Source organism: Novosphingobium acidiphilum DSM 19966, from assembly GCF_000429005.1.
Taxonomy (GTDB): domain Bacteria; phylum Pseudomonadota; class Alphaproteobacteria; order Sphingomonadales; family Sphingomonadaceae; genus Novosphingobium; species Novosphingobium acidiphilum.
In genome coordinates, this window is the sequence record NZ_AUBA01000005.1 from 65,117 (window position 1) to 90,137 (window position 25,021).

The 25,021-nt window shown below is 64.4% G+C and carries 25 protein-coding genes and 4 tRNA genes; 12 read left to right on the forward strand and 17 right to left on the reverse strand.

Annotated elements, in window-relative coordinates:
- Positions 1–65 precede the first annotated feature (65 nt).
- The 4 genes from G404_RS0105760 to G404_RS0105775 all read left to right on the forward strand — a co-directional run bounded on the left by G404_RS0105760 (position 66) and on the right by G404_RS0105775 (position 6,058).
- Positions 66–2,705: a TonB-dependent receptor gene (locus G404_RS0105760; protein ID WP_036520621.1), complete on the forward strand. Its 2,640-nt coding sequence runs from the start codon at positions 66–68 to the stop codon at positions 2,703–2,705.
- Between the two features lie 106 nt (positions 2,706–2,811).
- Complete coding sequence (locus G404_RS0105765; protein ID WP_245584409.1) at positions 2,812–3,951, forward strand: TIGR03364 family FAD-dependent oxidoreductase; 1,140 nt, start codon at positions 2,812–2,814, stop codon at positions 3,949–3,951.
- Complete coding sequence (gene phnX, locus G404_RS0105770) at positions 3,951–4,772, forward strand: phosphonoacetaldehyde hydrolase (RefSeq protein ID WP_028640238.1); 822 nt, start codon at positions 3,951–3,953, stop codon at positions 4,770–4,772. The genes G404_RS0105765 and phnX overlap by 1 nt, the downstream gene beginning before the upstream one ends.
- Positions 4,769–6,058, forward strand: coding sequence for a DUF5690 family protein (locus G404_RS0105775; RefSeq protein ID WP_051280258.1), 1,290 nt, complete (start codon positions 4,769–4,771; stop codon positions 6,056–6,058). Before phnX ends, G404_RS0105775 begins: the two co-directional genes overlap by 4 nt.
- A 50-nt stretch (positions 6,059–6,108) precedes the next feature.
- On the opposite strand, the gene msrA is transcribed toward G404_RS0105775, so the two are convergent.
- The 5 genes from msrA to efp form a co-directional block, all read right to left on the reverse strand.
- Entirely contained in the window at positions 6,109–6,753 is a 645-nt protein-coding gene (msrA, locus tag G404_RS0105780; protein ID WP_036520574.1) for a peptide-methionine (S)-S-oxide reductase MsrA, read from the reverse strand.
- A gap of 14 nt (positions 6,754–6,767) precedes the next feature.
- Positions 6,768–7,241 carry a peptide-methionine (R)-S-oxide reductase MsrB gene (gene msrB, locus G404_RS0105785; protein ID WP_036520623.1) on the reverse strand — a complete coding sequence of 158 codons (474 nt, stop codon included), beginning with the start codon at positions 7,239–7,241 and terminating at the stop codon, positions 6,768–6,770.
- 183 nt (positions 7,242–7,424) lie between these two features.
- Positions 7,425–7,508: transfer RNA gene (locus tag G404_RS0105790), tRNA-Leu, on the reverse strand.
- Positions 7,509–7,546: 38 nt separating this feature from the next.
- Positions 7,547–8,371 (reverse strand): inositol monophosphatase family protein, encoded by an 825-nt coding sequence (locus G404_RS0105795; RefSeq protein WP_028640242.1) that lies wholly within the window; start codon positions 8,369–8,371, stop codon positions 7,547–7,549.
- Positions 8,372–8,375: 4 nt separating this feature from the next.
- Positions 8,376–8,939 carry an elongation factor P gene (efp, locus tag G404_RS0105800; protein ID WP_028640243.1) on the reverse strand — a complete coding sequence of 188 codons (564 nt, stop codon included), beginning with the start codon at positions 8,937–8,939 and terminating at the stop codon, positions 8,376–8,378.
- 106 nt (positions 8,940–9,045) lie between these two features.
- On the opposite strand from efp, the gene G404_RS18260 reads away from it, so the two are divergent.
- Positions 9,046–9,459, forward strand: coding sequence for a hypothetical protein (locus G404_RS18260; RefSeq protein ID WP_245584410.1), 414 nt, complete (start codon positions 9,046–9,048; stop codon positions 9,457–9,459).
- A gap of 4 nt (positions 9,460–9,463) precedes the next feature.
- On the opposite strand, the gene thiE is transcribed toward G404_RS18260, so the two are convergent.
- Both thiE and G404_RS0105815 read right to left on the reverse strand, forming a co-directional pair.
- Positions 9,464–10,114: a thiamine phosphate synthase gene (gene thiE / locus G404_RS0105810; protein WP_028640244.1), complete on the reverse strand. Its 651-nt coding sequence runs from the start codon at positions 10,112–10,114 to the stop codon at positions 9,464–9,466.
- Positions 10,115–10,234: 120 nt separating this feature from the next.
- Positions 10,235–11,143 carry a fructose bisphosphate aldolase gene (locus tag G404_RS0105815; RefSeq protein WP_028640245.1) on the reverse strand — a complete coding sequence of 303 codons (909 nt, stop codon included), beginning with the start codon at positions 11,141–11,143 and terminating at the stop codon, positions 10,235–10,237.
- 249 nt (positions 11,144–11,392) lie between these two features.
- Between G404_RS0105815 and G404_RS18265 the strand changes: the two genes are divergently transcribed.
- Positions 11,393–11,938, forward strand: a complete 546-nt coding sequence (locus G404_RS18265) for a TlpA family protein disulfide reductase (protein ID WP_051280260.1) — start codon at positions 11,393–11,395, stop codon at positions 11,936–11,938.
- Here G404_RS18265 and G404_RS0105825 read toward each other — a convergent pair.
- The 3 genes from G404_RS0105825 to tkt are packed head-to-tail and all read right to left on the reverse strand — an operon-like array spanning position 11,928 to position 16,172.
- A complete protein-coding gene (locus tag G404_RS0105825; RefSeq protein WP_028640246.1) occupies positions 11,928–13,124 on the reverse strand; it encodes a phosphoglycerate kinase in 1,197 nt (398 codons plus the stop codon). The genes G404_RS18265 and G404_RS0105825 overlap by 11 nt on opposite strands.
- A gap of 51 nt (positions 13,125–13,175) precedes the next feature.
- The gene (gap, locus tag G404_RS0105830; RefSeq protein WP_028640247.1) at positions 13,176–14,183 is read right to left on the reverse strand and encodes a type I glyceraldehyde-3-phosphate dehydrogenase; all 1,008 of its coding nucleotides are present in this window, start codon (positions 14,181–14,183) and stop codon (positions 13,176–13,178) included.
- Positions 14,184–14,201: 18 nt separating this feature from the next.
- Entirely contained in the window at positions 14,202–16,172 is a 1,971-nt protein-coding gene (gene tkt, locus G404_RS0105835) for a transketolase (RefSeq protein ID WP_028640248.1), read from the reverse strand.
- Positions 16,173–16,474: 302 nt separating this feature from the next.
- Between tkt and G404_RS0105840 the strand changes: the two genes are divergently transcribed.
- The 4 genes from G404_RS0105840 to G404_RS0105855 all read left to right on the forward strand — a co-directional run bounded on the left by G404_RS0105840 (position 16,475) and on the right by G404_RS0105855 (position 18,124).
- Complete coding sequence (locus tag G404_RS0105840; RefSeq protein ID WP_028640249.1) at positions 16,475–16,675, forward strand: hypothetical protein; 201 nt, start codon at positions 16,475–16,477, stop codon at positions 16,673–16,675.
- Positions 16,672–17,061, forward strand: a complete 390-nt coding sequence (locus tag G404_RS0105845) for a cell division protein ZapA (RefSeq protein ID WP_028640250.1) — start codon at positions 16,672–16,674, stop codon at positions 17,059–17,061. Before G404_RS0105840 ends, G404_RS0105845 begins: the two co-directional genes overlap by 4 nt.
- A 206-nt stretch (positions 17,062–17,267) precedes the next feature.
- Positions 17,268–17,885, forward strand: a complete 618-nt coding sequence (locus tag G404_RS0105850; protein WP_028640251.1) for a 5-formyltetrahydrofolate cyclo-ligase — start codon at positions 17,268–17,270, stop codon at positions 17,883–17,885.
- 2 nt (positions 17,886–17,887) lie between these two features.
- Complete coding sequence (locus tag G404_RS0105855; protein WP_245584411.1) at positions 17,888–18,124, forward strand: DUF2842 domain-containing protein; 237 nt, start codon at positions 17,888–17,890, stop codon at positions 18,122–18,124.
- A gap of 26 nt (positions 18,125–18,150) precedes the next feature.
- Here the strand turns inward: G404_RS0105855 and G404_RS0105860 are convergent.
- Positions 18,151–18,227, reverse strand: a tRNA-Asp gene (locus tag G404_RS0105860).
- Between the two features lie 30 nt (positions 18,228–18,257).
- A tRNA-Asp gene (locus tag G404_RS0105865) sits at positions 18,258–18,334 on the reverse strand.
- A gap of 189 nt (positions 18,335–18,523) precedes the next feature.
- Between G404_RS0105865 and G404_RS0105870 the strand changes: the two genes are divergently transcribed.
- Entirely contained in the window at positions 18,524–19,222 is a 699-nt protein-coding gene (locus G404_RS0105870) for a hypothetical protein (protein ID WP_028640253.1), read from the forward strand.
- 12 nt (positions 19,223–19,234) lie between these two features.
- On the opposite strand, the gene G404_RS0105875 is transcribed toward G404_RS0105870, so the two are convergent.
- From G404_RS0105875 to thyA, 4 genes are all read right to left on the reverse strand, one after another.
- Positions 19,235–20,497 (reverse strand): dihydrolipoamide acetyltransferase family protein, encoded by a 1,263-nt coding sequence (locus tag G404_RS0105875; protein WP_028640254.1) that lies wholly within the window; start codon positions 20,495–20,497, stop codon positions 19,235–19,237.
- Positions 20,498–20,525: 28 nt separating this feature from the next.
- Positions 20,526–21,551 carry an alpha-ketoacid dehydrogenase subunit beta gene (locus tag G404_RS0105880; RefSeq protein WP_028640255.1) on the reverse strand — a complete coding sequence of 342 codons (1,026 nt, stop codon included), beginning with the start codon at positions 21,549–21,551 and terminating at the stop codon, positions 20,526–20,528.
- Positions 21,548–22,861, reverse strand: coding sequence for a thiamine pyrophosphate-dependent enzyme (locus tag G404_RS0105885; RefSeq protein WP_245584412.1), 1,314 nt, complete (start codon positions 22,859–22,861; stop codon positions 21,548–21,550). The genes G404_RS0105880 and G404_RS0105885 overlap by 4 nt, the downstream gene beginning before the upstream one ends.
- Positions 22,862–22,968: 107 nt before the next feature.
- Positions 22,969–23,898: a thymidylate synthase gene (gene thyA / locus G404_RS0105890; RefSeq protein ID WP_425411618.1), complete on the reverse strand. Its 930-nt coding sequence runs from the start codon at positions 23,896–23,898 to the stop codon at positions 22,969–22,971.
- A gap of 191 nt (positions 23,899–24,089) precedes the next feature.
- Between thyA and G404_RS0105895 the strand changes: the two genes are divergently transcribed.
- Positions 24,090–24,166 (forward strand) — tRNA-Pro (locus G404_RS0105895).
- Between the two features lie 183 nt (positions 24,167–24,349).
- On the opposite strand, the gene petA is transcribed toward G404_RS0105895, so the two are convergent.
- Positions 24,350–24,925, reverse strand: a complete 576-nt coding sequence (petA, locus tag G404_RS0105900) for a ubiquinol-cytochrome c reductase iron-sulfur subunit (protein WP_036520576.1) — start codon at positions 24,923–24,925, stop codon at positions 24,350–24,352.
- Positions 24,926–25,021 lie beyond the last annotated feature (96 nt).

Here is a 25,021-nt window from a genome sequence, read left to right on the forward strand (position 1 = left end):
TAGCCCCCGTCATGCACCGGTCGGACAACACGACCGGACGTGACAACGCCATCAGGGGGCCTTTCATGACCAACACTACCCGTTCGCTCAAGATTGCGCTGTTCGCCGGCTCTGCGCTGGTTGCGCTAAGTGGAACCGCGCGTGCTGCCGATGCCCCGGCGGCGCCTGCCGCCAGCGAAGCCGCACCTGCGGCCGGTGAAATCGTCGTGACGGCAACGCGGCGCAACGAATCGATCCAGAATGTGCCGATGACGCTTCAGGCGTTCAGCGGCGATGCACTGGGCCAGATCAACGTCACCAATTTCAACGATCTGATCAAGTATACCCCCAACGTCACGTTCGCCAGCAACGGCCCGGGCCAGGGCGCGATTTTCATGCGCGGCCTGTCGACCGGTTTCGCCGGCAACCAGTCGTCGGGCACGATCGCCCCCTTCCCCAATGTCGCGCTGTATCTTGACGATCAGTCGATGCAGTTCCCCGCGCGCAACGCCGACGTCTATGTCGCCGATCTGGAACGCGTCGAAGTGCTCGAAGGCCCGCAGGGCACGCTGTTCGGCGGTGGCGCCGAAGCAGGCGCGGTGCGTTATATCACTGCCAAGCCCAAGCTGAACAAGTTTGAAGGCCACATGGAAGGCAGCTTTGGCGGCACCGCCAGCGGCGGCGCGCCCAATGCCGCCTTCAACGCCACGATCAACCTGCCGGTGATCAAGGACACGCTGGCCATTCGCGCCACGATCTATGACGATCACCACGGCGGCTATATCAACAACGTCTATTCGACCTTTACCCGCCAGGCGAGCGATCCGGGCGCAGTCAGCTACGGGTTCATTCCCAGCGCGACCAACCAGTCGAACAACGGCCAGTACAACAACGCCGACCAGGTGAAGAAGAACTACAACCCGATCGATTACATCGGCGGCCGGGTCGAGGCGCTGTGGGATATCGTGCCCGACTGGAACCTGCTGGTCACCGAAAGCTATCAGCGCGTCGATGCCGAAGGCACCTTTGCCGCATACCCGACCGGTTCGGATTTCCAGCAACTGGGCGCATTGCAGACCACCACGTTCTCGCCGTCGTACAACATTGACAGCTACTGGAACACCGCCTGGACGCTGAACGGCAAAGTCGGCGATTTCAAGCTGATCTACACCGGTGCGTACATGACGCGCAATGTGGCCGAACAGCAGGATTATTCCAACTATTCGCGTACAGCGGGCGGCATGTACTATCAGTGCACCGGCTCGGCCACCGGGTTCGGTTCGGGCGCCAGCTATTGCTATTCGCCCGTGGCCAACTGGAACGACCAGATCCGCAACACCCACCACAGCGAAGAACTGCGCGTGCAAAGCCCCGAGGGCAAGCGTATCCGCGCGATCGTCGGCGCCTACTGGGAAGATTACAAGATCTACGACGTGATGCGGTTCAACTATACCACGATCCCGGGCTGCACCGCCGGTCTGATCACCGCAAACGCAGCCTGCGTCGGGCAAGTTGCAACCTACCCCGGCGCCACCGCCAACCAGCCCGGCCTGGAACCGGTCGGCACCACCTTTGGTGAAGACACCCAGCGCGGCTATCGCCAGCTGGCGTTCTTTGGCTCGGTCGATTTCGACATCCTGCCGAACCTGACGCTGACCGGCGGCACGCGCTATTACAACTACAAGGAATACGAGCTCGGTTCGCAATACCAGACCTATACCGATTGCTACCAGGTTCTGGCCTGCCCGATTGCCGGGGGTGGCAATCACAACATCGACGCCGACAACGACCACGTCACGTATCACGGCTTCAAGAGCAAGGCCGAACTGACCTGGAAACCGGCCGACCACACGCTGGTCTATGCCGTGTTCAGCCAGGGCTTCCGTCCCGGCGGGTTCAACCGTCGCGGCTATTACATCCTGAACGACCAGAACGGCGTGCCGCAGTATTTCCGCCCGCTGGTGTACAGCCCCGACCAGCTGACCAACTGGGAAGGCGGGATCAAGACCGACCTGTTCGACCGCAAGGTGCAGTTCAACCTGTCGGGCTATTACATGGTGTGGAACAACCCGCCGATCGGCGTGTTCAACCCCGCCGGCGGTTATGGCAACACCACCTTTGTCACCAATGGGCCCAGCTATCACGTCAAGGGTTTCGAAGCCCAGCTGGTGGCACGTCCGGTGACCGGCGTGTCGATCCAGGGCGGCTTTACCTACAACGACTCAAAGCAGTCGAGCGCGCCGCTGCTGACCGTGAACAACCCGCTGTCGGTGAATTATGGCCAGCAGCTGACTTCGTATTACAAGGGCGGCAACCAGATCAACGTGCTCAGCCCGTTCGGTTCGATCGGCAGCGTCACCCCGTTCAGCCCGCACGTGCAGGCCAACCTGCGCGGCCGGTATGACTGGCAGGGCACGGCCGACATGGCGTGGTTTGTGAGCGGCGGGATCACCTATACCGGCGGCATGTGGAACCAGCCTTCGACTTATCCTTCGGGCGATGGCGTGGCGGTTCCGGGCACCACGATCCTGCGTTACTACATGCCGGGCTATGCCCAGCTTGACGCGCAGCTCGGCTTCAAGCGGGATAACTGGTCGGTGTCGCTGTTCGGCGAAAACCTGGGCAACGCGCATTCCTCGACGTTCACCTCGTCGGCGCAGTTCATCAAATCGACCGTGCCGCTGCGTCCGCTGACCTACGGCGTGAAGATCGGGACCAGCTTCTAAGCGCTTGTCAGGCAACCTTGCCTGACACAGACACAGACGGGGCGGCACCGGCAACGGTGCCGCCCCGCACTGTTCGGGGGCATGAATTCCCCGCAAAGCCGGGGAGATGGCGGCGATAATGGGCAAAGTCTATGATCTGGCAGTGATTGGCGGCGGGGTGATCGGCCTGGCGCACGCGATTACGGCGGCACGCCAGGGCAAGCGGGTCGTGCTGATCGAGCGCGAGCGGCGCGCCAACGGCGCCTCGATCCGCAATTTCGGGTTTATCACGGTAACCGGGCAGGAACGCGGGGCATCGTGGGCGCTCGCGCGCCGCACCCGCGACGTGTGGGATGATCTTGCCCCACGGGCCGGCATCGCGGTGGAACACCGTGGCCTGTTGGTCAGCGCGCGCTCGCCCGAGGCGATCGCGGTGATCGAGGCATTCCTTGCCACCGAAATGGGCCAGGGCTGCGATCTGATCACGGCCGATGCGTTTCGCCGCGCAACCTACGGACTGGGTGGCGCAGATCTGCACGGGGCACTGTACAGCCCGCACGAAATCCGCGTGGAATCGCGCGATGCAATCCCGCAGCTGACCCGCTGGGCGCACGAGGCGCTGGGGGTCGATATCCTGACCGAGACGGTCGCCTTTTCCAGCCTGCCGCCAAGGCTCGAAACATCGCGCGGGGTGATCGAGGCGGGGCATGTGGTGGTCTGTCCGGGCGATGATTTTTCAACGCTGTGGCCCGACCGCATTGCCGCCTATGGCCTGCGCCGGTGCCGGCTGTCGATGCTGCGCCTGGCCGATCCGGGCTTTCGCCTGCCCGCTGCATTGATGAGCGACCTGTCGCTGACGCGTTATACCGGTTATGCCGCCCTGCCCGAGGCCGCGGTGCTGAAGGCCAAACTGATCGCCGAACAACCGCGCCATTATGCCAACGGCGTGCATCTGATCGTGGCCCAGGGTGCCGACGGATCGCTGATCGTGGGCGACAGCCATCATTACGACGATCTGCCGGGCCCGTTTGCCCCCGCCAGCGCGGAACACGACATTCTGGACGAATATGCGCGCGCCTTCGGCCGTGCGGCGCCGCCGGTGCTGGAACGCTGGGTCGGCACCTATGCATCGGCCGATGATCGCACCTGGCTGGTCGATAGCCCCGCCGAAAACGTGCGGCTGGTGATCGTCACCGGCGGGACCGGAGCATCGACCGCGTTCGGCATTGCCGAACAGGTCCTGACCAATCTGATGGGAGACGCGTGATGACATTCGCGGTGAAGGCGGTGATTTTCGACTGGGCCGGAACGATGGTCGATTTCGGCTGCAAGGCCCCGGTCAACGCACTGCGCGAAGTGTTCGCCGAACACGGCGTGCCGATCAGCGAAGCCGAAGCCCGCGCCGACATGGGCAAGGCCAAATACGATCACGTGACCGCGCTGCTGTCCGAACCGGGCGTGGCGGCACGCTGGACCGCGCATTTTGGCACAGCGCCCCAAACCGCTGACATCGATCATATCTATGCCCTGGTCGAACCCGCGATGGTCGATGCGGCGCGACACGCTGCCGCCTTGATCCCGGGCGCGCGCGATGCGTATGCCGAATTGGTCCGGCTGGGCATAAGGGTCGGCTCGGGCACCGGCTATACGCCGGAAATGATGTCCGCGATCCGCGCGGCGGCGGCGGCGCAGGGTTACACGCCCGATGTCGTGGTCTGTGCGGGCGATACCCCCAGCGGCCGCCCTGCCCCGCACATGACCTGGGCTGCGTTGATCGCGCTCGATGTGTGGCCCGCCTGGGCTGCGGTCAAGGTGGACGATGCGCCGGTGGGCATTGCCGAAGGGCGCCATGCCGGGTGCTGGACTGTGGGCGTTGCCGCATCGGGCAATGCCATCGGGCTGGATGCGGCAGAGCTTGCCGCACTCGATCCCGATGATCGCGCCGCACGGATCGCCGCCGCCGGCGTGGCCCTCCGCGCAGAAGGGGCCGATTTCATCATCGACGACGTGTCGCAGCTGATCCCGGTGATCCACCAGATTGCGGCCGCCATCGCTGCGGGGCATCGTCCGGGCAGCGTGACTGCATGACCGGCCCCGGCCCGGTTGTCGCCTTGCGCCACTGGCTTGCACGCGCGCCATCGTGGGTGTTTGCGGTCTATGCCGGGACGATGGCCTTTGGCACCTATTTCAGCATCTATGCCTTTCGCAAGGCGTTTGCGGCGGCGCATTTTGCGGGCCTGCCGCCGGTGCTGGCGGTCGATTACAAGGTGGCACTCGTGATCGCGCAGGTCATGGGCTATGCGCTGGCCAAGCTGATCGGGGTGCGGGTCATCGCCGAACTGCCGGCGCACCGGCGGATTGCCGGGATCGTGCTGCAAAGCCTTGTCGCCGAAGGTGCGCTGGTCCTGTTTGCGGTGATCCCGGCCCCCTGGAACATCGCCGCGATGTTTGTCGATGGACTGGCTCTGGGCATGATCTGGGGCATGGTGTTCGGCTTTGTCGAGGGACGCCGGACATCCGACATGATCGGCGCGATGCTGTGCGCCAGCTTTGTGATTTCGTCGGGCGTGATGAAATCGGTCGGCACACTGGTGCTGGTCCGGCACGTTGCCGGCGAATGGTGGATGCCCGCGGTAACTGGTGCGCTGTTTGTGCCGGTGCTGGCGCTGTGCCTGTTCGGCCTGGCCTCGTTGCCACCGCCTGATGCCGCTGACATTGCGGAACGCGTCAAGCGCGTGCCGATGGACGGGTCGGCGCGCGCGGCGCTGATACACCGGTTTGGCCCCGGTCTGCTGGCGCTGGTGCTGCTGTATGTGCTGCTGACCGCGTTGCGCGATTTCCGCGACAATTTCTCGGCGGAAATCTGGGCCGAGCTCGGCCTTGGCGGCAAGGCAGAGCTGTTTTCGCTGACCGAATTGCCGATCAGCGTGATGGTGCTGGTGGTGCTGGCCTCGCTCAACCTGATCCGCGACAGCCGCCGGGCGCTCGTGGTCAATTTCACGCTGGTTGCACTCGGGTTGGCGCTGGCAGCGGGCTGTTCGCTGGCATTCATGGCGCACTGGATCGGCCCGGTGCTGTGGATGACGGCGCTCGGCGGGGGGCTGTACCTGGCCTATACGCCGTTCAACGGCATGCTGTTTGACCGGCTGGTTGCAGCCAGCGGCAGCGTCGGCAATGCCGGATTCCTGATCTATGTCGCCGATGCGGGGGGCTATGGCGGGTCGGTGGCGCTGCTGCTGTTGCGCAACGTGCCCGGACTGCGCCTGCCGTGGACGCAATCGCTGATCGATGCCGGGATCGCCTGCGGCACGCTGGGCATGGCGCTGATGATCTGGGCTGCGATCTATTTCCGGCAAAAACTGGCACGGAACTGACCAGCGGCACCTGCCGGCCAATGCACAATGCACAGTTTTTGCGTGTTATTTTATTGATAATATTGCGGAAACTTTGCCCGCAAATGCGCCACCCGTTCCACATCCCAGCGGCGTATATAGGGATGGTCGGGATGTCGCTGCATGAAGTGCTGGTGGTATTCCTCGGCCGGGTAGAACCGCCCGGTCTCGATCCGGGTGGCGATCGGCGCCTTGAACACATGCGCATGGTCAAGCGTTGCGATGTACTGCTGGGCGATCGTCCGCTGCGCCGGGTTCAGTGGAAATATCGCCGAGCGATAACTTCGCCCCTCGTCGGGATACTGGCCGTTCACTTGCGTCGGATCGTGCGCCACGGCAAAATAGATCTCGAGCAGGCGGCCATAGCTGATGACACGCGGATCATACTGGATGCGCACCGATTCGGCGTGATTGGTGGTTTCGGTCGATACCGTCTGATAATCGGCTTGCGCCTGCGTGCCGCCGGTATATCCGGCGGTTACCGCCTTGACGCCTTTCACGTGCTCAAACACGCCCTCCATGCCCCAAAAGCATCCGCCGGCCAGAACCGCGATTTCGCTGTTGGCTGCGGTCGGGGCCTGCGCGGGCGGGTCTGGAAACGGCGCGCCGGTGGCAGCCGTGCCGGGGCCGCCCAGCGTAAAGGCCATGGCGGCGATCGCGGCAGCACCTGCTGCCATAAGCACGGCCCGGTTCACGCTGCACCTGGATGAAACACAAGGGCCACGCCATTCATGCAATAGCGCTTGCCGGTGGGCGCCGGGCCATCGTCAAACACGTGCCCCAGATGCCCCTGGCAGCGCAGGCAGTGCACCTCGGTGCGCGGCAGGCCGATCTCATAGTCGGTGCGAGTGGCAACCGCATGCGCCAGCGGCTGCCAGAAACTGGGCCAGCCGGTGCCGCTGTCGAACTTGGTCCGCGAACTGAACAGCGGCAGGTCGCACCCGGCACAGGCAAAGCGGCCGCCCCGGTGTTCGTTCAGCAAGGGGCTGGTGAACGGCCGCTCGGTATCGGCATGCCGCAGCACTTTGTAGGCCGCAGGGCTGAGTTTTTGCCGCCATTGCGCATCGCTGAGGGAAAAGGGCGCAGCGGCCCGCGCCAGCCCGGCCACCGCGGTTGCGGCACCTGTCATCAGCATGGCCATGATGGAACGTCGATCGAAAGACATGATCACCACCGTTGGTTACTCCGGACCGGCGCGGGGGGATGCGTCGGCATGACCAGTTCGCAACAGGCCATGATCCGGTTACAGCCGCTCGCAAACAAAGCGCCTGATCAACCAGCGGTATTGCAGGTGTGATATGAAGCCCAGATGACCGGGCGTGCAGAACGCCCGATTATCCGAAAAAAGTGGTGCCCCTGGCCCGACTCGAACGGGCACGGATCTCTCCATCCGATTTTGAGTCGGACGCGTCTACCATTCCACCACAGGGGCACACTGGAAAGGACCGCTAGCGGACCTTTCCGTGTGGATCAACCGGCCTTGTTCGCCGTTGCAACCAATTTCAGCAGTTTTGCGTGCAGGCTGTCATTGCCGGCCAGCACCGTTTCGGCGCAGATCGACGCCGTACGCCCGCGAAAGTCCGACACGAACCCGCCCGCTTCGCGCACCAGCAGGCACCCGGCGGCCGAATCCCAGATCGCCAGGTCGGTTTCCCAAAACCCGTCGAAGCGCCCTGCGGCAACCCAGGCCAGGTCAAGCGCCGCAGCCCCGTTGCGGCGGATGCCGGCGACGCGCGGGCCCAGTTCCTGATAAATGCGCATCCACTGCACCGCATCGCCGCGGTTGGAAAATGGAATGCCGGTGCCGATCAGCGCTTCATCCAGATGGCGACGCGCCGAAACGCGCAGCCGCCGGTCATGCAGCCAGGCCCCGCGCGATTTTTCCGCCCAGAAGCTTTCATCGGTGATCGGCTGATAGACGATCCCCGCGATCACGTCGCCCCAGCCCGACCCGTCGAGCAACGGTTCCTGCACCGCGATCGAGATCGCGAAATGCGGAATGCCGTGCAGGAAATTGGTCGTGCCATCCAGCGGATCGACAATCCAGCGCGGGCTGCGCGGATTGCCTTCGATCGTGCCGCCTTCTTCCATCACGAAACCCCAGTCGGGACGTGCGGCAAGCAGTTCGTCATAGATCGTGCGTTCGGCGTGCTGGTCGGCCTTCGATACGAAATCGCCGGGCCCCTTGCGGCTGACCTGAAGATGTTCGACTTCCCCGAAATCGCGGCGCAGACGCGTGCCGGCCTTGCGGGCGGCACGTTCCATCACGCGAATCAGGCCTGAAATGGCTGCCATCCGATCAGCCCACTTTGCCGACGTAGCTGCGCTCGTAGACGTCGACGATGATCCGCGTGCCGCTGCCGATGTGCGGCGGCACCATCACGCGTACGCCGTTGTCAAGGATCGCCGGCTTGTAGCTGGAACTTGCGGTCTGGCCTTTCACCACGGCGTCGGCTTCGACGATCGTGGCTTCGACCTGGTCGGGCAATTGCACCGAGATCGGGCGTTCGTCATACATTTCCAGAAGGACAGTCATGCCGTCCTGCAAAAATGCCGCGGCATCGCCCAAAAGATCAGATGGCAGTGTGATCTGGTCGTAGGTTTCCACATCCATGAACACCAGATCCTCGCCCTCGGCGAACAGGAACTGAAAATCCTTGGTATCGAGCCGGACCCGCTCAACGGTGTCCTGCGACCGGAAACGCACGTTGGTCTTGCGCCCGTCGATCAGGTTTTTCATTTCGACCTGCATGAACGCGCCGCCTTTGCCGGGCTGGGTGTGCTGGGTCTTGGCAACTTTCCAGATGCCCTTTTCGTATTCCAGGATATTGCCCGGACGGATGTCCACGCCGCTGATCTTCATGATGGAAAGAGCCTTGCCTTGCAGGTTACGTTGGCGGCCCTTAGCCGCTGGCGACGATTGCTTCAAGTCACAGGCGTGTGGTAGCGCGTGTGCCGTGATGAACCGCATGTCCCCCCTGCTTGTCTGGCCCGCGCTTGCGGCGCTGATCGCCCTATCCGCCACACCCGCGCATGCCGCCCCCGGCGGATTGTTGCGTGTGCTGCTGAAGGGATACTGGATCTGCGAAACCCGCGGCGACGCGGAGTCCGCACCGGTGCCGCAGCCGCAGGACAGTTTTCGCGTGCTGGCCGATTCGAGCTATCGCACCAACGCCGGCGGCAAGGGCACGTATCTGTTGCTTGGCAACGATCTGACGATGACCGGTGGGCCGTTTCGCGGACGCCGCTATATCCTGGTTGGCCAGGGCATCGTGCATCCGCTGGACAGCGCCGGCAAACGCAGCAGCAGCCGCTGCGTCCGCCAAAGCGGTGCGGCGACTTCGGGCAGCGACAGCGAAGAAACCGACGCGCCCGGCGGCTGACCGATCAGGCGCTGGCCTCGCCGCGCAGCGCGCTGCCCATGGCAATGGCTTGTGCGAATTCGGCAACCGCGCGCGCTTCGTCGCCGCTCCACACCGCATGGCATGTTGCCAGGAAATCGGCACCTGCGGCCACCAGCGGCACGCAATTGGCCGGGGTAATGCCGCCGATCGCGACCACCGGCAATTCGAACAGGCCTGACCACCAGCGCAACAGATCAAGATCGGCCGCGTGGCTGGTAACCTTGGTTTGCGACGGAAAGAATGCGCCGAACGAAACATAGTCCGCCCCGGCTTCGCCCGCTTCCATGGCGAGGTGGCGGCTGTCCATCGCGGCCACGCCGATTTGCGCGTCGCGGCCAAGCCGCGCACGCGCGTCCGCAACATCGCCATCGTTCTGCCCCAGATGGACCCCATCGGCGCCAAGCCGTTTGGCCAGGCTGATCGAATCGTTGACGATAAACGCCACATCGCGCGCTGCGCATATTTCCATCAGCGGCTCTGCCAATTTGACCGCAGCGTGTTCGTCGACATCCTTGATGCGAAACTGGAACGCAGCCACCGGCCCCGCCTCGATCGCGCGGATCAGGCGTTCGGGAAAGGCACCCGCCACATCGAGCGGCGATATCAGGTAAAGCTGGCAACCGGGTACAGTCATGCACCCGCGCTAGAGCAAAGCGACCGCTTTGCAAATCCCCAACGGGAAACGCCCCTTCCCCGGTTTGTCCGGGGTAAGGGGCGTGCCATTTCCCATCCTCATCGCAACGTCGAACCGCGTTTATGCGGCAACCGGCACCGTCTTTTCGGTTGATGCCGTATAGATTTCATCGATCGCCTGCCCAAGCGACGCGTCAAATTCGGCGTCGGTCATCGTGACGCGCAGATCATCGAGCAGCGCGCGGCTGAAGCTGGCAATGATCCCGGCATTTTCGGCCAACTGCACGCAGGCCTCGGCGCGCGCAAACCCGCCCGACAGCGCCACCACGCGCAACACCGCTGGATGCGCGACCAGCGGATCGAACAGCCCCGGAACCACCGGCAGCGAAAGCTTCAACATCACGCGAATACCCGGCGGCAAAGCATTGAGCGAGTTAAGGATTTCGTCGCGCAAAATGGCGTCGCATTGGGCACGAGTGGCGCTCGTGATGTTCACCTCGGGCTCGATGATCGGCATCAGTCCGGCGGAAAGAACCTCTTGCGCCAACGCAAACTGCTGCGCAACCACGCTGGCGATCCCGATGGGATTGGCCGAATGGATTACCGAACGTTCCTTGGTGCCGAAGACGCCCAGCCCCTTGGCGCGGGCCAGCAAATCAGCCAGACCGGGGATCGGCTTCATCAGCTGGACGCCATCGGCCTGATCCTCGAGGCCCTTGTCGATCTTGAGGAACGGCACCACGCCCTTGGCATCGAGCGCGGCGGGCACGGGTTCGCCGTCAACCAGGCCGTCCATGGTGCGTTCGAACAGTATCGCGGCAATAACCTTGTCACCGGTGAACGCGCGCGACTTGATGATCCGCACGCGCATCGCGTGGATCAGGCCGAACATCTGGTCGTCGGTCGACCAGGCATCCGCATCGATGCCATAGCCCTTCAGCGCCTTGGGCGTGGACCCGCCCGACTGGTCAAGCGCGGCGATGAAACCTTTGCCTGCGGCTATTTTGCGGGTCTGTTCTGCATGGTCCATGGGTTTTCGTCCGTGCCTTCCTCGTTGCCCGCGAACCCGACAGCCGCTGCACGATCGGCGCGGCCGGCCTGGCCCGCGCATACCTATGCGCGCAGGTCGCTCTAGCCGGTTGTCGGTTGCAGCGCAACATGGGGATCAAGCCCTTTTTCAAGGATTTTGACATCGGCCGTGCCCGTGCGGGGTGGTGCTTGACCTTTGCGGCGAAATGCGGCGTGATCGCTGCGTCGAAACCACAGTGGAACAGTCCCGATGCGCATGCTTTTTCTGTCGATTCTGGCGTTGATCGCGGCCCCCGGGATGGCCCTGGCCGCAGCACCGACCGTGGGACAGATCGCGCCCAACGCCCAGGTCCAGACTGTCGCGGGGCAAAAATTCGATCTCGCTTCGCTGCGCGGACGGGTGGTGGTGATCAATTTCTGGGCAACATGGTGTGTGCCCTGCCGCAAGGAGCTGCCGCTGCTCGATGCCTATTATCGTGCGCAGAAGGATCATGGCCTGATCGTGCTGGCGGCGACAACCGAGGATTCGGTGCCCGAATACCAGATGAAGACGCTGTTCGCGATGCTGGCGATCACGCCGCTGCATCGCCTGCGCGGGCCTTATGCGCCGTTGGGGGCGGTGCCGACCAACTTCATCATCGATCGCGCAGGCGTGGTGCGCTATGCGCGCGCCGGGGCATTTTCATTGTCGGAACTGAACGATCTGCTTGTGCCACTGCTGCAACAGCCCGACCCGTCTGCGGCTGGAACCACAACGGCGTCTGCTGCGGCCCCTGCCCTGCGTCTCAGCCGTTAAGCGCCGCCACACCCGGCAATTCCTTGCCTTCCATCCATTCGAGGAAGGCTCCGCCCGCGGTCGAAACATATGAAAAATCACCCGCCACCCCGGCGTGGTTGAGCGCGGCGACGGTATCGCCGCCACCCGCCACCGAAATCAGCGCGCCTTCCTTGCTCAGCGCAGCGGCAGACCGCGCCAGCGCCACGGTTGCGGTATCGAACGGCGCAATTTCAAACGCCCCCAGCGGCCCGTTCCACACCAGCGTACGGCAGGTTTTGAGCACGTCGGCCAATGCTTCGGTTGCCTGCGGTCCGACATCGAGGATCATCTCGCTGGCGGCAACTTCGTGGACATTGGTCGTGCGCAGCGAGGCCGGATTGGCGGCGAATTCGGTGGCGACGAGCGCGTCATAAGGCAGATGGACCGTGCACCCGGCCTGGTCTGCGGCGTCGAGGATCGCCTCGGCGGTGTCGGTCAGATCGTGTTCGCACAGCGATTTGCCGACATCCACGCCGCGCGCGGCCAGGAACGTGTTGGCCATGCCTCCGCCGATGATCAGATGATCGACCTTGGTCACCAGGTGGGTCAGCACGTCAAGCTTGCTCGACACTTTGGCCCCGCCGACGACCGCTGCAACCGGGTGCTCGGGCTTGCCCAGCGCCTTTTCCAGCGCTTCCAGCTCGGCCTGCATCGCGCGGCCCGCGTAGGCCGGCAGGACATGCGCCAATCCCTCGGTTGAGGCATGCGCACGGTGCGCGGCGGAAAACGCATCGTTGACGTACAGATCGCCAAGCCGGGCCATCGCGGCCACCAGTGCCGGATCGTTCTGTTCTTCACCCTTGTGAAAGCGGGTGTTTTCCAGAACCGTGATCGAACCGGGCGCCAGCGCGGCCACCGCACGTTCCGCCTCGGCACCGGCACAATCGGCGATAAAGCCGACCGGGCGGCCGAGCACCGGCTGCAGCGCGGGCACAACATGGACCAGCGAATTGGCATCGCTGCGTTCGCCCCCGGGCCGCCCGAAATGCGCCAGCACCAGCACGCGCGCGCCCTTGTCGGCCAGTTCGGCCAGCGTGGCTACGGTTGCGCGCAGGCGCGTATCATCGCTGACCTGGCCATCGGCCATCGGCACGTTGAGATCTTCACGCACCAGCACGGCCTTTCCGGCCAGATCGGCAATATCGTCCAGTGTCTTGAAGGTCATCTATCGCGCCCCGGGGGTAATCCTCCCCGTTATGGGGAGGATGCTGTCGTATCAGATCAGGCCGCCGATCACGCCGGCGGTGTCGACCATGCGGTTGGAAAAGCCCCATTCGTTGTCGTACCACGACAGGACGCGCACGAGTTTGCCATCAAGCACGGTGGTTTCCAGGCTGTCGATCGTCGACGACGCCGGATCGTGGTTGAAATCGATCGAAACCAGCGGTTCGTCGGTATAGGCCAGCACACCCTTCAGCGCACCTTCGGCTGCGGCCTTGAGCAGTGCGTTGACTTCGTCCCGGCTCGTATCGCGCTTGGGCGTGAACGTCAGATCGACGACCGAGACATTGGGCGTCGGCACGCGGATCGCCGACCCGTCAAGCTTGCCCTTCAGTTCGGGAAGCACTTCACCCACGGCGCGCGCGGCACCGGTGGTGGTCGGGATCATGCTCATCGCCGCGGCGCGGGCACGGCGCGGGTCCGAATGGATCTGGTCAAGGATCTTCTGATCGTTGGTATAGCTGTGGATCGTGGTCATCAGGCCGCGTTCGATACCGATCGCATCGTTCAGCACTTTGGCAAACGGCGCCAGGCAATTGGTGGTGCACGATGCGTTCGACACGATCAGGTGATCGGCGGTCAGCGCGTCGTGGTTCACGCCATAGACCACGGTCAGATCGACATTCTTGGCCGGCGCCGAAATCAGCACGCGCCTGGCGCCTGCATCAAGATGCTTTTGCCCGCCTTCGCGGTCGGCGAAAAAGCCGGTGCATTCCAGCGCAATGTCGATGCCGTCGGCCGCATGCGGCAGCTTGGCCGGATCGCGCTCGGCGGTCACCTTGATCCGCTTGCCGTCGATGATCAGGTCGTTGCCGTCGACTTCGACCGTGCCCGGATAGGCACCATGCACGCTGTCATGGCGAAACAGGCGCGCATTGGCGACCGAACTGCCCAGATCGTTGATCGCCACAAGTTCCAGCCCGCAATCGGGGCGTTCAAGAATGGCGCGCGCCACATTGCGACCGATGCGTCCGAAACCATTGATTGCGACTTTGGTCGCCATGTTCAATCTCCTGTAAGCTTAGGCGAGACGAGCAAGAATCTGCGGAACGATCTTGTCTGCGGTAAGGCCGAAGTGATCGTAGAGTATATCGGCCGGAGCCGAGGCACCAAAGCTGTCGATGCCGATGGTCAGGCCGTCGCAGACGTATTTCTGCCAGCCGGTGGTTACCCCGGCCTCGATCGACACCTTCAGGGCGTCAGCGGGCAGCACTTCGCTGCGATAGGCGGCAGGTTGCGCATCGAACAGTTCCCAGCACGGCATCGACACCACATCCGCACCAATGCCCCGGGTTTCAAGCATCTGCGCCGTCTTGACCGCGATTTCCACTTCCGATCCGGTGGCGATCAGCACGACCTTGCGCGCGGCACCTGCTGCGATCAGGCGATACGCGCCCTTGGCGCTCTGGTTGCCGGTGTCGCTTTCGCGCAACTGGGGCAGGTTCTGGCGCGACAGCGACAGCACCGAAGGCGTGTTCGGGCTGGCCAGCGCAATCTGCCAGCATTCGGCGGTTTCGATGACGTCGGCCGGGCGGAACACATGCAGATTGGGGATCAACCGCAAGCTCATGACGTGTTCGATCGGCTGGTGAGTCGGGCCGTCTTCCCCCAGCCCGATCGAATCGTGCGTCATCACATAGACCACGCGGGCATGCTGCAGCGCCGACAGACGGATCGCATTGCGGCAATAATCGGAAAACACCAGGAACGTGCCGCCATAGGGAATGATCCCGCCATGCAGCGCCGCGCCGTTCATGGCTGCTGCCATGCCGAATTCGCGGATACCGTAATGGACATGGCGCCCACCGTAAGCCTGCTGCCCGAACGAGGGGGTCGCCTTGACTTTGGTGAACACCGATCCGGTCAGATCGGCCGAGCCGCCAAACAGTTCGGGCACGATCGGCGCCAGCACATCGAGCGCAAATTCCGATGCCTTGCGCGTTGCGACTTTGCGCGGGGCGCTCAGCCAGTTGGCAAAGGTGGCTTCGGCCTCGGCCAGATCGGGCAGATCGCCGGCCATGCGCCGGTCGAATTCGCCACGCAGCGGATGGGCGGCGGTGCGGCCCTGCCACGCGGCATGCGCCGCCTGCCCGCGCGCGCCGGTCGCATGCCAGGCCGCCAGAATCTCGGCCGGCACTTCAAACGGGGCCGAATCCCAGCCCAGGTGCGCGCGCGCGGCGGCAACTTCGTCAGCACCCAGCGGGCTGCCGTGGACGTTGTGGCCACCCTGCTTGTTGGGCGCGCCTTTGCCGATCAGCGTGCGGCAGGCGACAAGCGATGGCCGCGGATCGGCGGCCGCTTCGCCCAGCGCACGCGCGATATCGGCAAAATCATGACCGTCGCAACTGGCCACATGCCAACCGCTGGCGCGATAGCGCGCGGCGACATCTTCGCTGGTCGACAGGCTGGCATCGCCGTCGATGGTGATCCGGTTGTCATCCCACAGCACATTCAGCCGGCCAAGGCCCAACGTTCCGGCCAGGCCGACCGCTTCGTGGTTGATGCCCTCCATCAGGCAGCCATCGCCCGCGATCACCCAGGTCTTGTGATCGACCAGGTCATCGCCGAACACCGCATTCAGGTGGCGCTCGGCCATGGCCATGCCGACGGCCATCGCCACACCCTGGCCCAGCGGGCCGGTGGTGCATTCGATGCCGGGGATCAGGAAGTTTTCAGGGTGCCCCGCACAGACACTGCCCAATTGGCGGAAATCGCGGATGTCGCCGATCGTCGGGGAATCATAGCCCGACAGATACAGCAGCGCATAGATCAGCATCGAGCCATGCCCGGCCGACAGCACAAACCGGTCGCGATCGGCCCAGCGCGGTGCGGCGGGATCGAATTTCAGGAAATCGGTCCACAGCACGGTCGCGACATCGGCCATGCCCATCGGCATGCCGGGGTGGCCTGAATTGGCGGCCTGGACGGCATCCATGGCAAGCGCGCGGATGGCGTTGGCCATGGGTGCCAGCGCATGGGTTTCACGGGTCATCTTGGTGGATCAACCTTTCCGGGCCGGGCTGTCCAAAACGGGCGCCCGCGCGATCTGTCTGATTCGGCCCGCGCCTCTTGGGACAGGGCGTCCCCCCCGTCAAGGCCGCGGCCAGACCAGTGGCAGGCGGCCTGCGACGGCACGCCCGTGGCGACGTGTGCATTCCTATGCATTGGCGGAATTGCGCGCGATCTGTCAACCATGGTGAACGCGATCTGGATCGCCCTGCGGGACAACACGCACACCATCCCCGGCCCCCCGCCAACGCTTGCACAGACCCACCGATGTGCTAGCGAAGCACAATGACCACTCCAAGCCTGGACCATGACCTTGACCGGATCGCGCATGCGCTCGACCGGCTTGAACGCGCCGCCGGCGCGCGCGAGGCAGAAATTGTCGAGATGACCGCGCTCAAGGCGCGTCACCGCCGCCTGAAAGACACGGTCAGCACCGAGCTGCAACAGCTTGACCTGCTGCTAGCCAACCTGCCCCAAAAACCATGAGCGAACCAGCCAACGTCAACATCACGCTGACCATCGGCGGCCGCAAGCATGTGATCGCGGCCGCCCCCGATCAGGAAGCGCACTTGCGCATGCTGGCCGGGATGATCGACGAACGCGTGCGCAAACTGGGCATGGCCGCAAACCAGACCGAGGCACGGATGCTGCTGATCGCAGGCCTGGTGCTGGCCGACGAATTGCACGCCGTGCAAATCGCCAAGCCAGCCCCGGCCGCCGTGCCGGCTGCGCCCCCGGCACCGCCACCACCCCCCGCCCCGGCACCCGAAATCGCGCAGATCGACTCGGCGGTGCTGGAACGCGTCGCAGCGCTTGCCGATCGGGTGGAAAAGCTTGCCTTGCGTCTTGAGCAATCGGACGCAACACCCTAGATAAGGGATGACGGGTTCTGCCCGGTACGAGCCGCATGAATATCCCTGAGGCTATAAGCAATCCGCGGGGGCTATCCCTGGCCGGGACCCTGGTCCCGGACACATGGTCCCCACCTGACGTTACGCGTCAGAGGATTTTCCGAGCAAACGACCCATGGTGGGCCCGTCACCCATTTCATGCACTGGATTGAAGGGTTCCGATCGCGGTGAGCGAAGGCGAACACGCCCGATTGGCCAAGCCCGCGTTGCGCAAGGCCCTGCGCGAGGCGCGGCGCGCGCACGTGGCAGCGCTTGATCCCCGGGTGCGCGCGCTGGTGTTGATGCGCCCGCCTGCCGCCTTGACCGCAATGGTGCCGCCCGATGCCACAATCGGCCTTTACGTTGCTGTCCCCGGTGAAGCGCCGGCAAGCGGGTATGCGCGCCATTTCCACGAGGCTGGGCATACCATAGCCCTGCCCTGGTTTGGCGCCGCCGACAGCGCCATGGCATTTCGCCGCTGGGCATCGCCGCATCTCGACGAATTGCTCGAACCGGGCCCTTACGGCATGGCGCAACCCGCGGCCGACGCGCCCTTGGTCGTGCCCGATGTGCTGTTCGTGCCGCTTGTCGGATTTACCGCCGGGGGTGCCCGCCTGGGCCAGGGCGGCGGACATTATGACCGCTGGCTGGCGGCCCACCCCAAGGTGCAGGCGATCGGCCTTGCGTGGGATTGCCAGTTGGTCGACACTCTGCCGCACGAACCGCACGATCGGCCACTGACCGCGGTGGTGACCCCCACCCGGCTGTTCAGTCCCTTTTTCAAAGGCAGCAACGACGATGTCTGACAATGACCATGCTTGACCCCGACAGTGACCGGTTGCAGCCGACCTGGCGCAAGCCGGCAGGTATCCTCGGGCTGATGATTGCGCTGGCGCTGTATGCCGGGCTGGTCGCGCGGCTGGCCGAACCGATCGGCCGCTTGCCGGTCCTGGCACAGACCGTGGCCTATATCGTGCTCGGCACGATCTGGCTGCTGCCGTTGCGGCGCTTTCTGATCTGGATGGAGACCGGCCGCTGGGGTTGATGCCGCAGCGGCCTGACTGAAAACCATGGCGCGAGTGACGGGACTTGAACCCGCGACCTCCGGCGTGACAGGCCGGCACTCTAACCAACTGAGCTACACCCGCGTGCGCACGATTTTCACCCAAAGCAGGAAATGGCGCGAGTGACGGGACTTGAACCCGCGACCTCCGGCGTGACAGGCCGGCACTCTAACCAACTGAGCTACACCCGCGTTTCCGCTTGGGAGCCGCGCCTCTATGGCACACAATTGGGCCTGTCAACAAAGCTCCCTACTTTTTTTCGCGTGCCCCCACAGGCACCTCGCAAACGCTGCGTCCTGGGCCCATGCCGGTGGACGGCACGACCCTGTCATTCGCCGCCTGGACACAACCCGTCATCCTTGTCGCGTTAAGGAAACAGCTTGGCAGACCCGTTTCAGCCAACGATCAGCACCGGCGATATCCTGGCCGAAGCCGGCGCCCTGTTTGCGCGCAACAGGGTGCTCGTCGTGCTGGCCGCGGCTTTGCTCGCGGGTGAGCTGTTCGCGTTCGATATGCTGCTGCAATGGTTCGGGCTTGGCCGGCCCGGCACCCATGCGCTCTATTCGTTGGCCAACATTCCGCTTCGCCTGCTGACCGACTATACCGTCGCCACGCTGCTGATCGCATCGGAACGGCTCAATCCCCGGCGCTGGTCGATCATGTCACTGCTGTCATATGCGGTGCTGAGCACGCTTGCGGGGCTGGCCATGCTGGCTGGGTTTGCGGCGCTGATCGTGCCTGGCGTGGTCCTGGCGATCCGCTGGTCGATCGCGGGCAATTTTGCGATCGCGCGCGGGCTTGGCCCGGTGGATTCGCTGCGCGCCAGCTGGCGGGCCACGCGCGGTTCGGCCGGCGGGATCTTTGGCGCGCTGGCGCTGGTCGGGATGATCAGCGTGATCGGCGAGTTTGCCCTGTCGGGCCATCTGGGCAGCACCCCGGCGCAGCTGCCGCCGGGCATGGTCATGGTCCGGGATGTGTTCACCGGCCTGACGGGCGCAGCCGGCGCGTGCATCAACGTGGCAATCTACGCGCTGCTGGCCGGCGCGCAGGACAAGACCATCGGCAACGTGTTCGACTGACCCCTGCGCGCGCTACACCAGCAGCAGGCTGGGGCTTTCGATCAGGCGCCGCAGCGCCTGGACAAAACTGGCTGCATCCCACCCGTCGACCACGCGGTGGTCGCAACTGATCGACAGGTTCATCAGCTTGCGCTTGGCAATGCGTTCGCCGCCCAGGCCATCGGGGACAAACATCGGACGTTCGACAATGCGGTTGGGGCCGATGATCGCGACTTCGGGCCGGTTGATCACCGGCGTTGTCGCAACCCCGCCCAAGGGCCCAAGGCTGGTTACGGTCAGCGTCGATCCCGACATGTCGCCCACCGCGATCGTGCCGGCCCGCGCGGCTGCGGCCAGGCGGGCAATCTCGTGCGCCAGCTGCCACAGATTGCGATCCTGCGCATCGCGCACCACCGGCACCATCAATCCGCCGGGCGTCTGGGTGGCCAGGCCCATATGCACGGCACCATGGCGCGTAACCACGCCCGCCTCGTCGTCATAGCGCGCGTTGATCATCGGAAAATCGGGCACGGCACGACAGATCGCACTGATCAGGAACGGCAGCAGCGTCAGCTTGCCCCGCCCGGCATGCGCTGCATTCAGTTCGCCGCGCACCCGTTCGAGCTCGGTCACGTCGATTTCCTCGACGTAGGAAAAGTGCGGAATATGGCGTTTCGATGCGGCCATGTTCTCGGCAATCTTGCGACGCATGCCGATCACGCGGATGGCCTCGTCGGCGCGCGGCGCACCCGCCGGGGCATAGCCGCCGCCAGCGTTGTAGGCGATGAACCGGTCGAGATCGGCGTGGCGCACACGCCCCTCGGGCCCGGGATGCACACGCGCCAGATCGATGCCCAGGTCCCGCGCCCTGGCCCGCACAGCCGGGCTGGCCAGAACCCGCGCGCCCGGCATGGCGGGCGCCGGGGCAATGGGGGCCGGTTCGACAAGCGGTTGCGGCGCGGCCGGGGTGGCGGGCACCGCTGCTGCGACGGGCAGCGGCGGCGCGGGCACAGGCGGCGGTGCTGCGACCCCAGGCGCCGGTTCGGCTGCATCGCCTTCGACCTCGATCACCACCAGCGGCGATCCGATCGCAATGCGGTCCCCGATTTCGCCGCCGACTTCGACCACCCGGCCCGACACCGGGCTTTCCATTTCGACCGTCGCCTTGTCGGTCATGACATCGGCAATCCGGGCATCTTCGGCCACCATGTCGCCCACCGCGACATGCCAGGCTACGATTTCGGCTTCGGCAATGCCTTCACCAATGTCGGGAAGGCGGAAGGTAAAGCGGCTCATGCGCAGGGTTTCCGTGGCTGAATGGAGGTCACGCGGCGATCAGGCGGGCAAACGCCTCGCCAATACGCACAGGGCCCGGGAAATAGGCCCATTCCAGGCTGTGGGGATACGGTGTGTCAAATCCGGTTACGCGCTCCACCGGGGCTTCGAGCGCGTAGAAACAGCGTTCCTGCACCAGGGCCGCCAGTTCTGCACCAAATCCGCCGGTGCGCGTCGCCTCGTGCAGCACCATGCACCGACCGGTCTTGCGCACGGACGCCTCGATCGTTTCGATATCGAGCGGCACCAATGTGCGCAGATCGATCACTTCGGCATCGACGCCCTGGCGTTCGGCCACTTCGCGCGCGACATGGACCATCGTGCCATAGGCCAGCACCGTCACCGCCTGGCCTTCGCGCACGATGCGCGCCTTGCCCAGCGGGATGCGATAATGACCTTCGGGCACTTCGCTGTCGGGATGGCGCGCCCACGGGATGGCGGGTTCGTCGTAATGCCCGCTGAACGGGCCGTTATACAGCCGCTTGGGCTCGAAAAAGATCACCGGATCGTTGTCTTCGATCGCCGCGATCAATAGCCCCTTGGCATCGTGGGGCGTGCTTGGCACCACGGTTTTCAGCCCCGCCACATGGGTAAACAGCGCCTCGGGACTTTGGCTGTGGGTCTGCCCGCCGAAGATGCCGCCACCAAACGGCGTGCGCACCGTCATCGGCGCGATGAATTCGCCTGCCGAACGATACCGCAGCCGCGCGGCCTCGGACACCAGCTGGTCAAGACCGGGATAGATATAGTCGGCAAACAGGATTTCGGGCACCGGGCGCAGGCCATAGGCCCCCATCCCCACCGCCACGCCGATAATGCCGCATTCCGAAATCGGCGTGTCGAACACGCGGGTCTTGCCGTATTTGGCCTGAAGCCCGGCGGTCGCGCGGAACACGCCGCCGAAATAGCCGACATCTTCGCCCATCACGACCACCGTGTCATCGCGCGCCATCATCACGTCGAGCGCATCGTTGATCGCCTCGATCATCGACATGCGTTTGCCGGGCGCGGTCATCGGGCCTCTCCCACATCGGCATCATCGCTCCATTCGGGCCATTTCACCTGGCGTTCGTGGATCGCCTGCGCGCTTTGTTCGATCAGATGCCAGGGCAAGGTTTCGAACACGTCTTCGAACATCGTGCGGAACGGGTGGTGCAACCCGTGGCCCAGCGTGCCGTTGGCCTCGGCCGCGCGCACCGCGGCGCGCACTTCGCCGTCGACTTCGGCATCCATCGCCGCCTGCCGGTCGGCGTCCCATTCGCCCAGCGCGATCAGATGCCGCATCAGTCGGTCGATCGGATCGCCCAGCGGCCATGCGCTGCTTTCGGCGGCAGACCGATACTGCCCCGGATCGTCCGAAGTGGAATGCCCTTCGACGCGATAGGTGAAATGTTCGATCAAGGTTGGCCCGGCATTCGACCGCGCGCGATCCGCCGCCCAGCGTACCGCGGCATAGACCGCCAGCGGATCATTGCCATCGATGCGCAGACCGGCAATGCCATAGCCGATGGCGCGCGCCGCGAACGTGGTGCGTTCGGCGCCGGCAAACCCGGAAAAGCTGGATATCGCCCACTGGTTGTTGACCAGGTTGAACACGACCGGCGCGTTGTAGACCGCTGCAAAGGTCATCGCCGAATGGAAATCGCCTTCGGCACTCGATCCTTCGCCGACGAACGTGCTGGCGATCCGCGTGTCGCCGCGAATGGCGCTGGCCATCGCCCAGCCCACCGCCTGCGGTAGCTGGGTGGCAAGATTGCCCGAAATCGAAAACATCGACTGGGCGCGCGCCGAATACATGATCGGCAATTGGCGCCCTTTCAGCTTGTCGGCGCGGTTGGAAAAGATCTGGTTGACCATGTCTTCCAACGGATAGCCGCGCGCGATGAACATGCCCTGCTGGCGATAGCTCGGGAACACCATGTCATCGTCGGCCAGCGCCAGCGCGGTGCCGATCGAGGTGGCTTCTTCGCCGGTCGACTTCATATAGAAGCTGGTCTTGCCCTGGCGCTGCACGCGCACCATCCGCGCATCGAACGCCCGGGTCAGCGCCATCAGGCGCAGCATGCGGACAAGCGTGGCGGGATCAAGCTTGGGATCCCACGGCCCGTGGGCGCGGTCATCATCCCCCAGCACGCGAATCAGATCCAGGCACAACGGATGCGTAACCGATGCAGCACAGGCCTCGTCGGGTCGGGGTTGGGCACCTGCTTGCGACACTGCGACGGCGGCAAAATCGACCGGGTCACCGGGCCGATGGCGCGGCTCGGGTACGTGCAGGGACAATTTTGGCAGATTGTCCCCGGTCATCGACTTGCCCATACTCATCGACGGTTCCTGCTCCAGACCGGTCCTCGCCGAGACTCGGCAAGCGACGGAATATTTTATGCAGGCGTAATTATATTATAACGTCACGCAAGGGTCAATCTGGCGCCTTACACCGCGACCGGTGCCGACAGATGCCCTTGCGGGTGGTAATCCTGCACGTTGAAATCATCGATGGCATAGCCGAAAATGCTGTCGGGGCGGCGCGTTATCGCCAGCGTTGGCGCGCCCTGCGGCGTTCGCGCCAGCTGCGCCTCGACCAGTTCGGCATGATTGAGATACAGGTGGGTATCCCCACCCATCCACACCAGTTCACCCGGCACCAGATCGCATTGCTGCGCCAGCATGTGGATGAACAACGCAGCACCCCACAGATTGAACGGCAGGCCCAGCGCCACGTCGCAGCTGCGCTGGTACAGCACGCCCGACAACCGCCCACCGGCCACATGAAACTGATAGGTCTTGTGGCACGGCGGCAACGCCATCGCGTCAAGCTGCGCCACGTTCCATCCTTCGACGATATGCCGGCGGCTGCCCGGGTTGGTCCGCAACGACTGCACCAGATCGGCCACCTGGTTCACCCCGCGGTCGCGCTGGCGGAACAGCCCCTCGCCCACCGGATCAAACACCGGCCAGTCCACCCATTGCTTGCCATAGACCGGCCCCAGATCGCCCCAGCGCGCGGCAAACGCCCCGTCCTCGACAATCCGCCGCGAAAACGCCGCACGATCGATGGCATCGCCGGTTTCACGCACATAACGCGCGTGCGGCCAGTCGGTCCAGATTTCCACGCCTTGCGCGCACAGCGTCCGGATATTGGTGTCGCCGGTCAGGAACCACAGGAATTCCCGCGTCGCCGTCTTCCAGAACACGCGTTTGGTGGTCAGCAGCGGCACCTGCCCGTCCGACAGATCGAACCGCAAGCTGGTGCCAAACACCGACCGCGTCCCCACCCCGGTGCGATCGACACGTTCGTCCCCCATCGTCCAGATGCGTTCCATCAGGTCAAGGTATTGCTGTTCGTAATGCGGTCCGGCCATAAGCCCCATCCTAGCCCGCTCGCCCGCACGACCCCAAGCGCAAGCGCGCGCTTTTCTGTGGAACCGCGTAGGTCGCGGCCACTTTTTCCCCGAAAGCCGCATTCCCGGCTTGCCACGCCGAAAACCGCTGCCTATAGGGCGCGCCTGCCTCACAGCCGGGTGGCCCCAAGCCACACGGTTCGTCGATCGGTCGGGGAGTAGCTCAGCCTGGTAGAGCACTGTCTTCGGGAGGCAGGGGCCGGAGGTTCGAATCCTCTCTCCCCGACCAATACATTTTCGAAAAGATCTAGGGGTATGCGACGGCGTCCGACAGGGCGCTTTTCGTGTTTCCCGCGTGACTGGCGGCTTTGGAGAGCCGACGATCGCCGCGATAGCGGCCGGAGCGCACGCGTGCGCCGCAACAGGGGAGCCGTGCCCCTGTTTTTCCCGATGACCCCGCTGGTCGGCGCAATCAGGTCTTTTTGCCGACCAGCACCGATGTCGGCGACGTGAAGACATACGGAGGAACGACAAGGTTTTTGGGCGCCGGACCTTTGCGGATGCGCGCCGCCGTGTCGTAGACCGACCCGTGGCAGGGACAGAAATAGCCACCGAATTCACCCCGGTTTTCACCGGGCCGCGCGCCCAGCGGCACGCACCCCAGATGGGTACAGACCCCCATCGTGATCAGCCATTCCGACATGCCGGGCAACGTGCGCTGGGCCAGTGTCTGCGGATCGCGCAAGATCGACAGCGGCACGGCGTTTGCCTCGGCAATTTCGGCAGCGGTCAGACGCCGTACAAACAGCGGCTGGTTCTGATACATTGCCACGATCGCCTGGCCCGCCGCGATTGCGGAAATGTCGACCTCGGTCTGCGATACGGCAAGCACATCGGCCGACGGGTTCATCGTATCGATCAGCGGCAACGCCACCGCCGCTGCCCCCACTCCGGCCATACTGACCGCTGCGACATTGATGAAATCGCGACGCCTGACCGGCGCAGGGTCGATCATCGCAGCACCATCATTCGCACGATCATCGGCCATCGGCATGTCCTGTCAGCGCACCTGCGACCTGGCCAACCCATAAGACGGGCCGCCATCGCGATGGGCGTTAGACGATGGCGAATGACGATTGCAGCA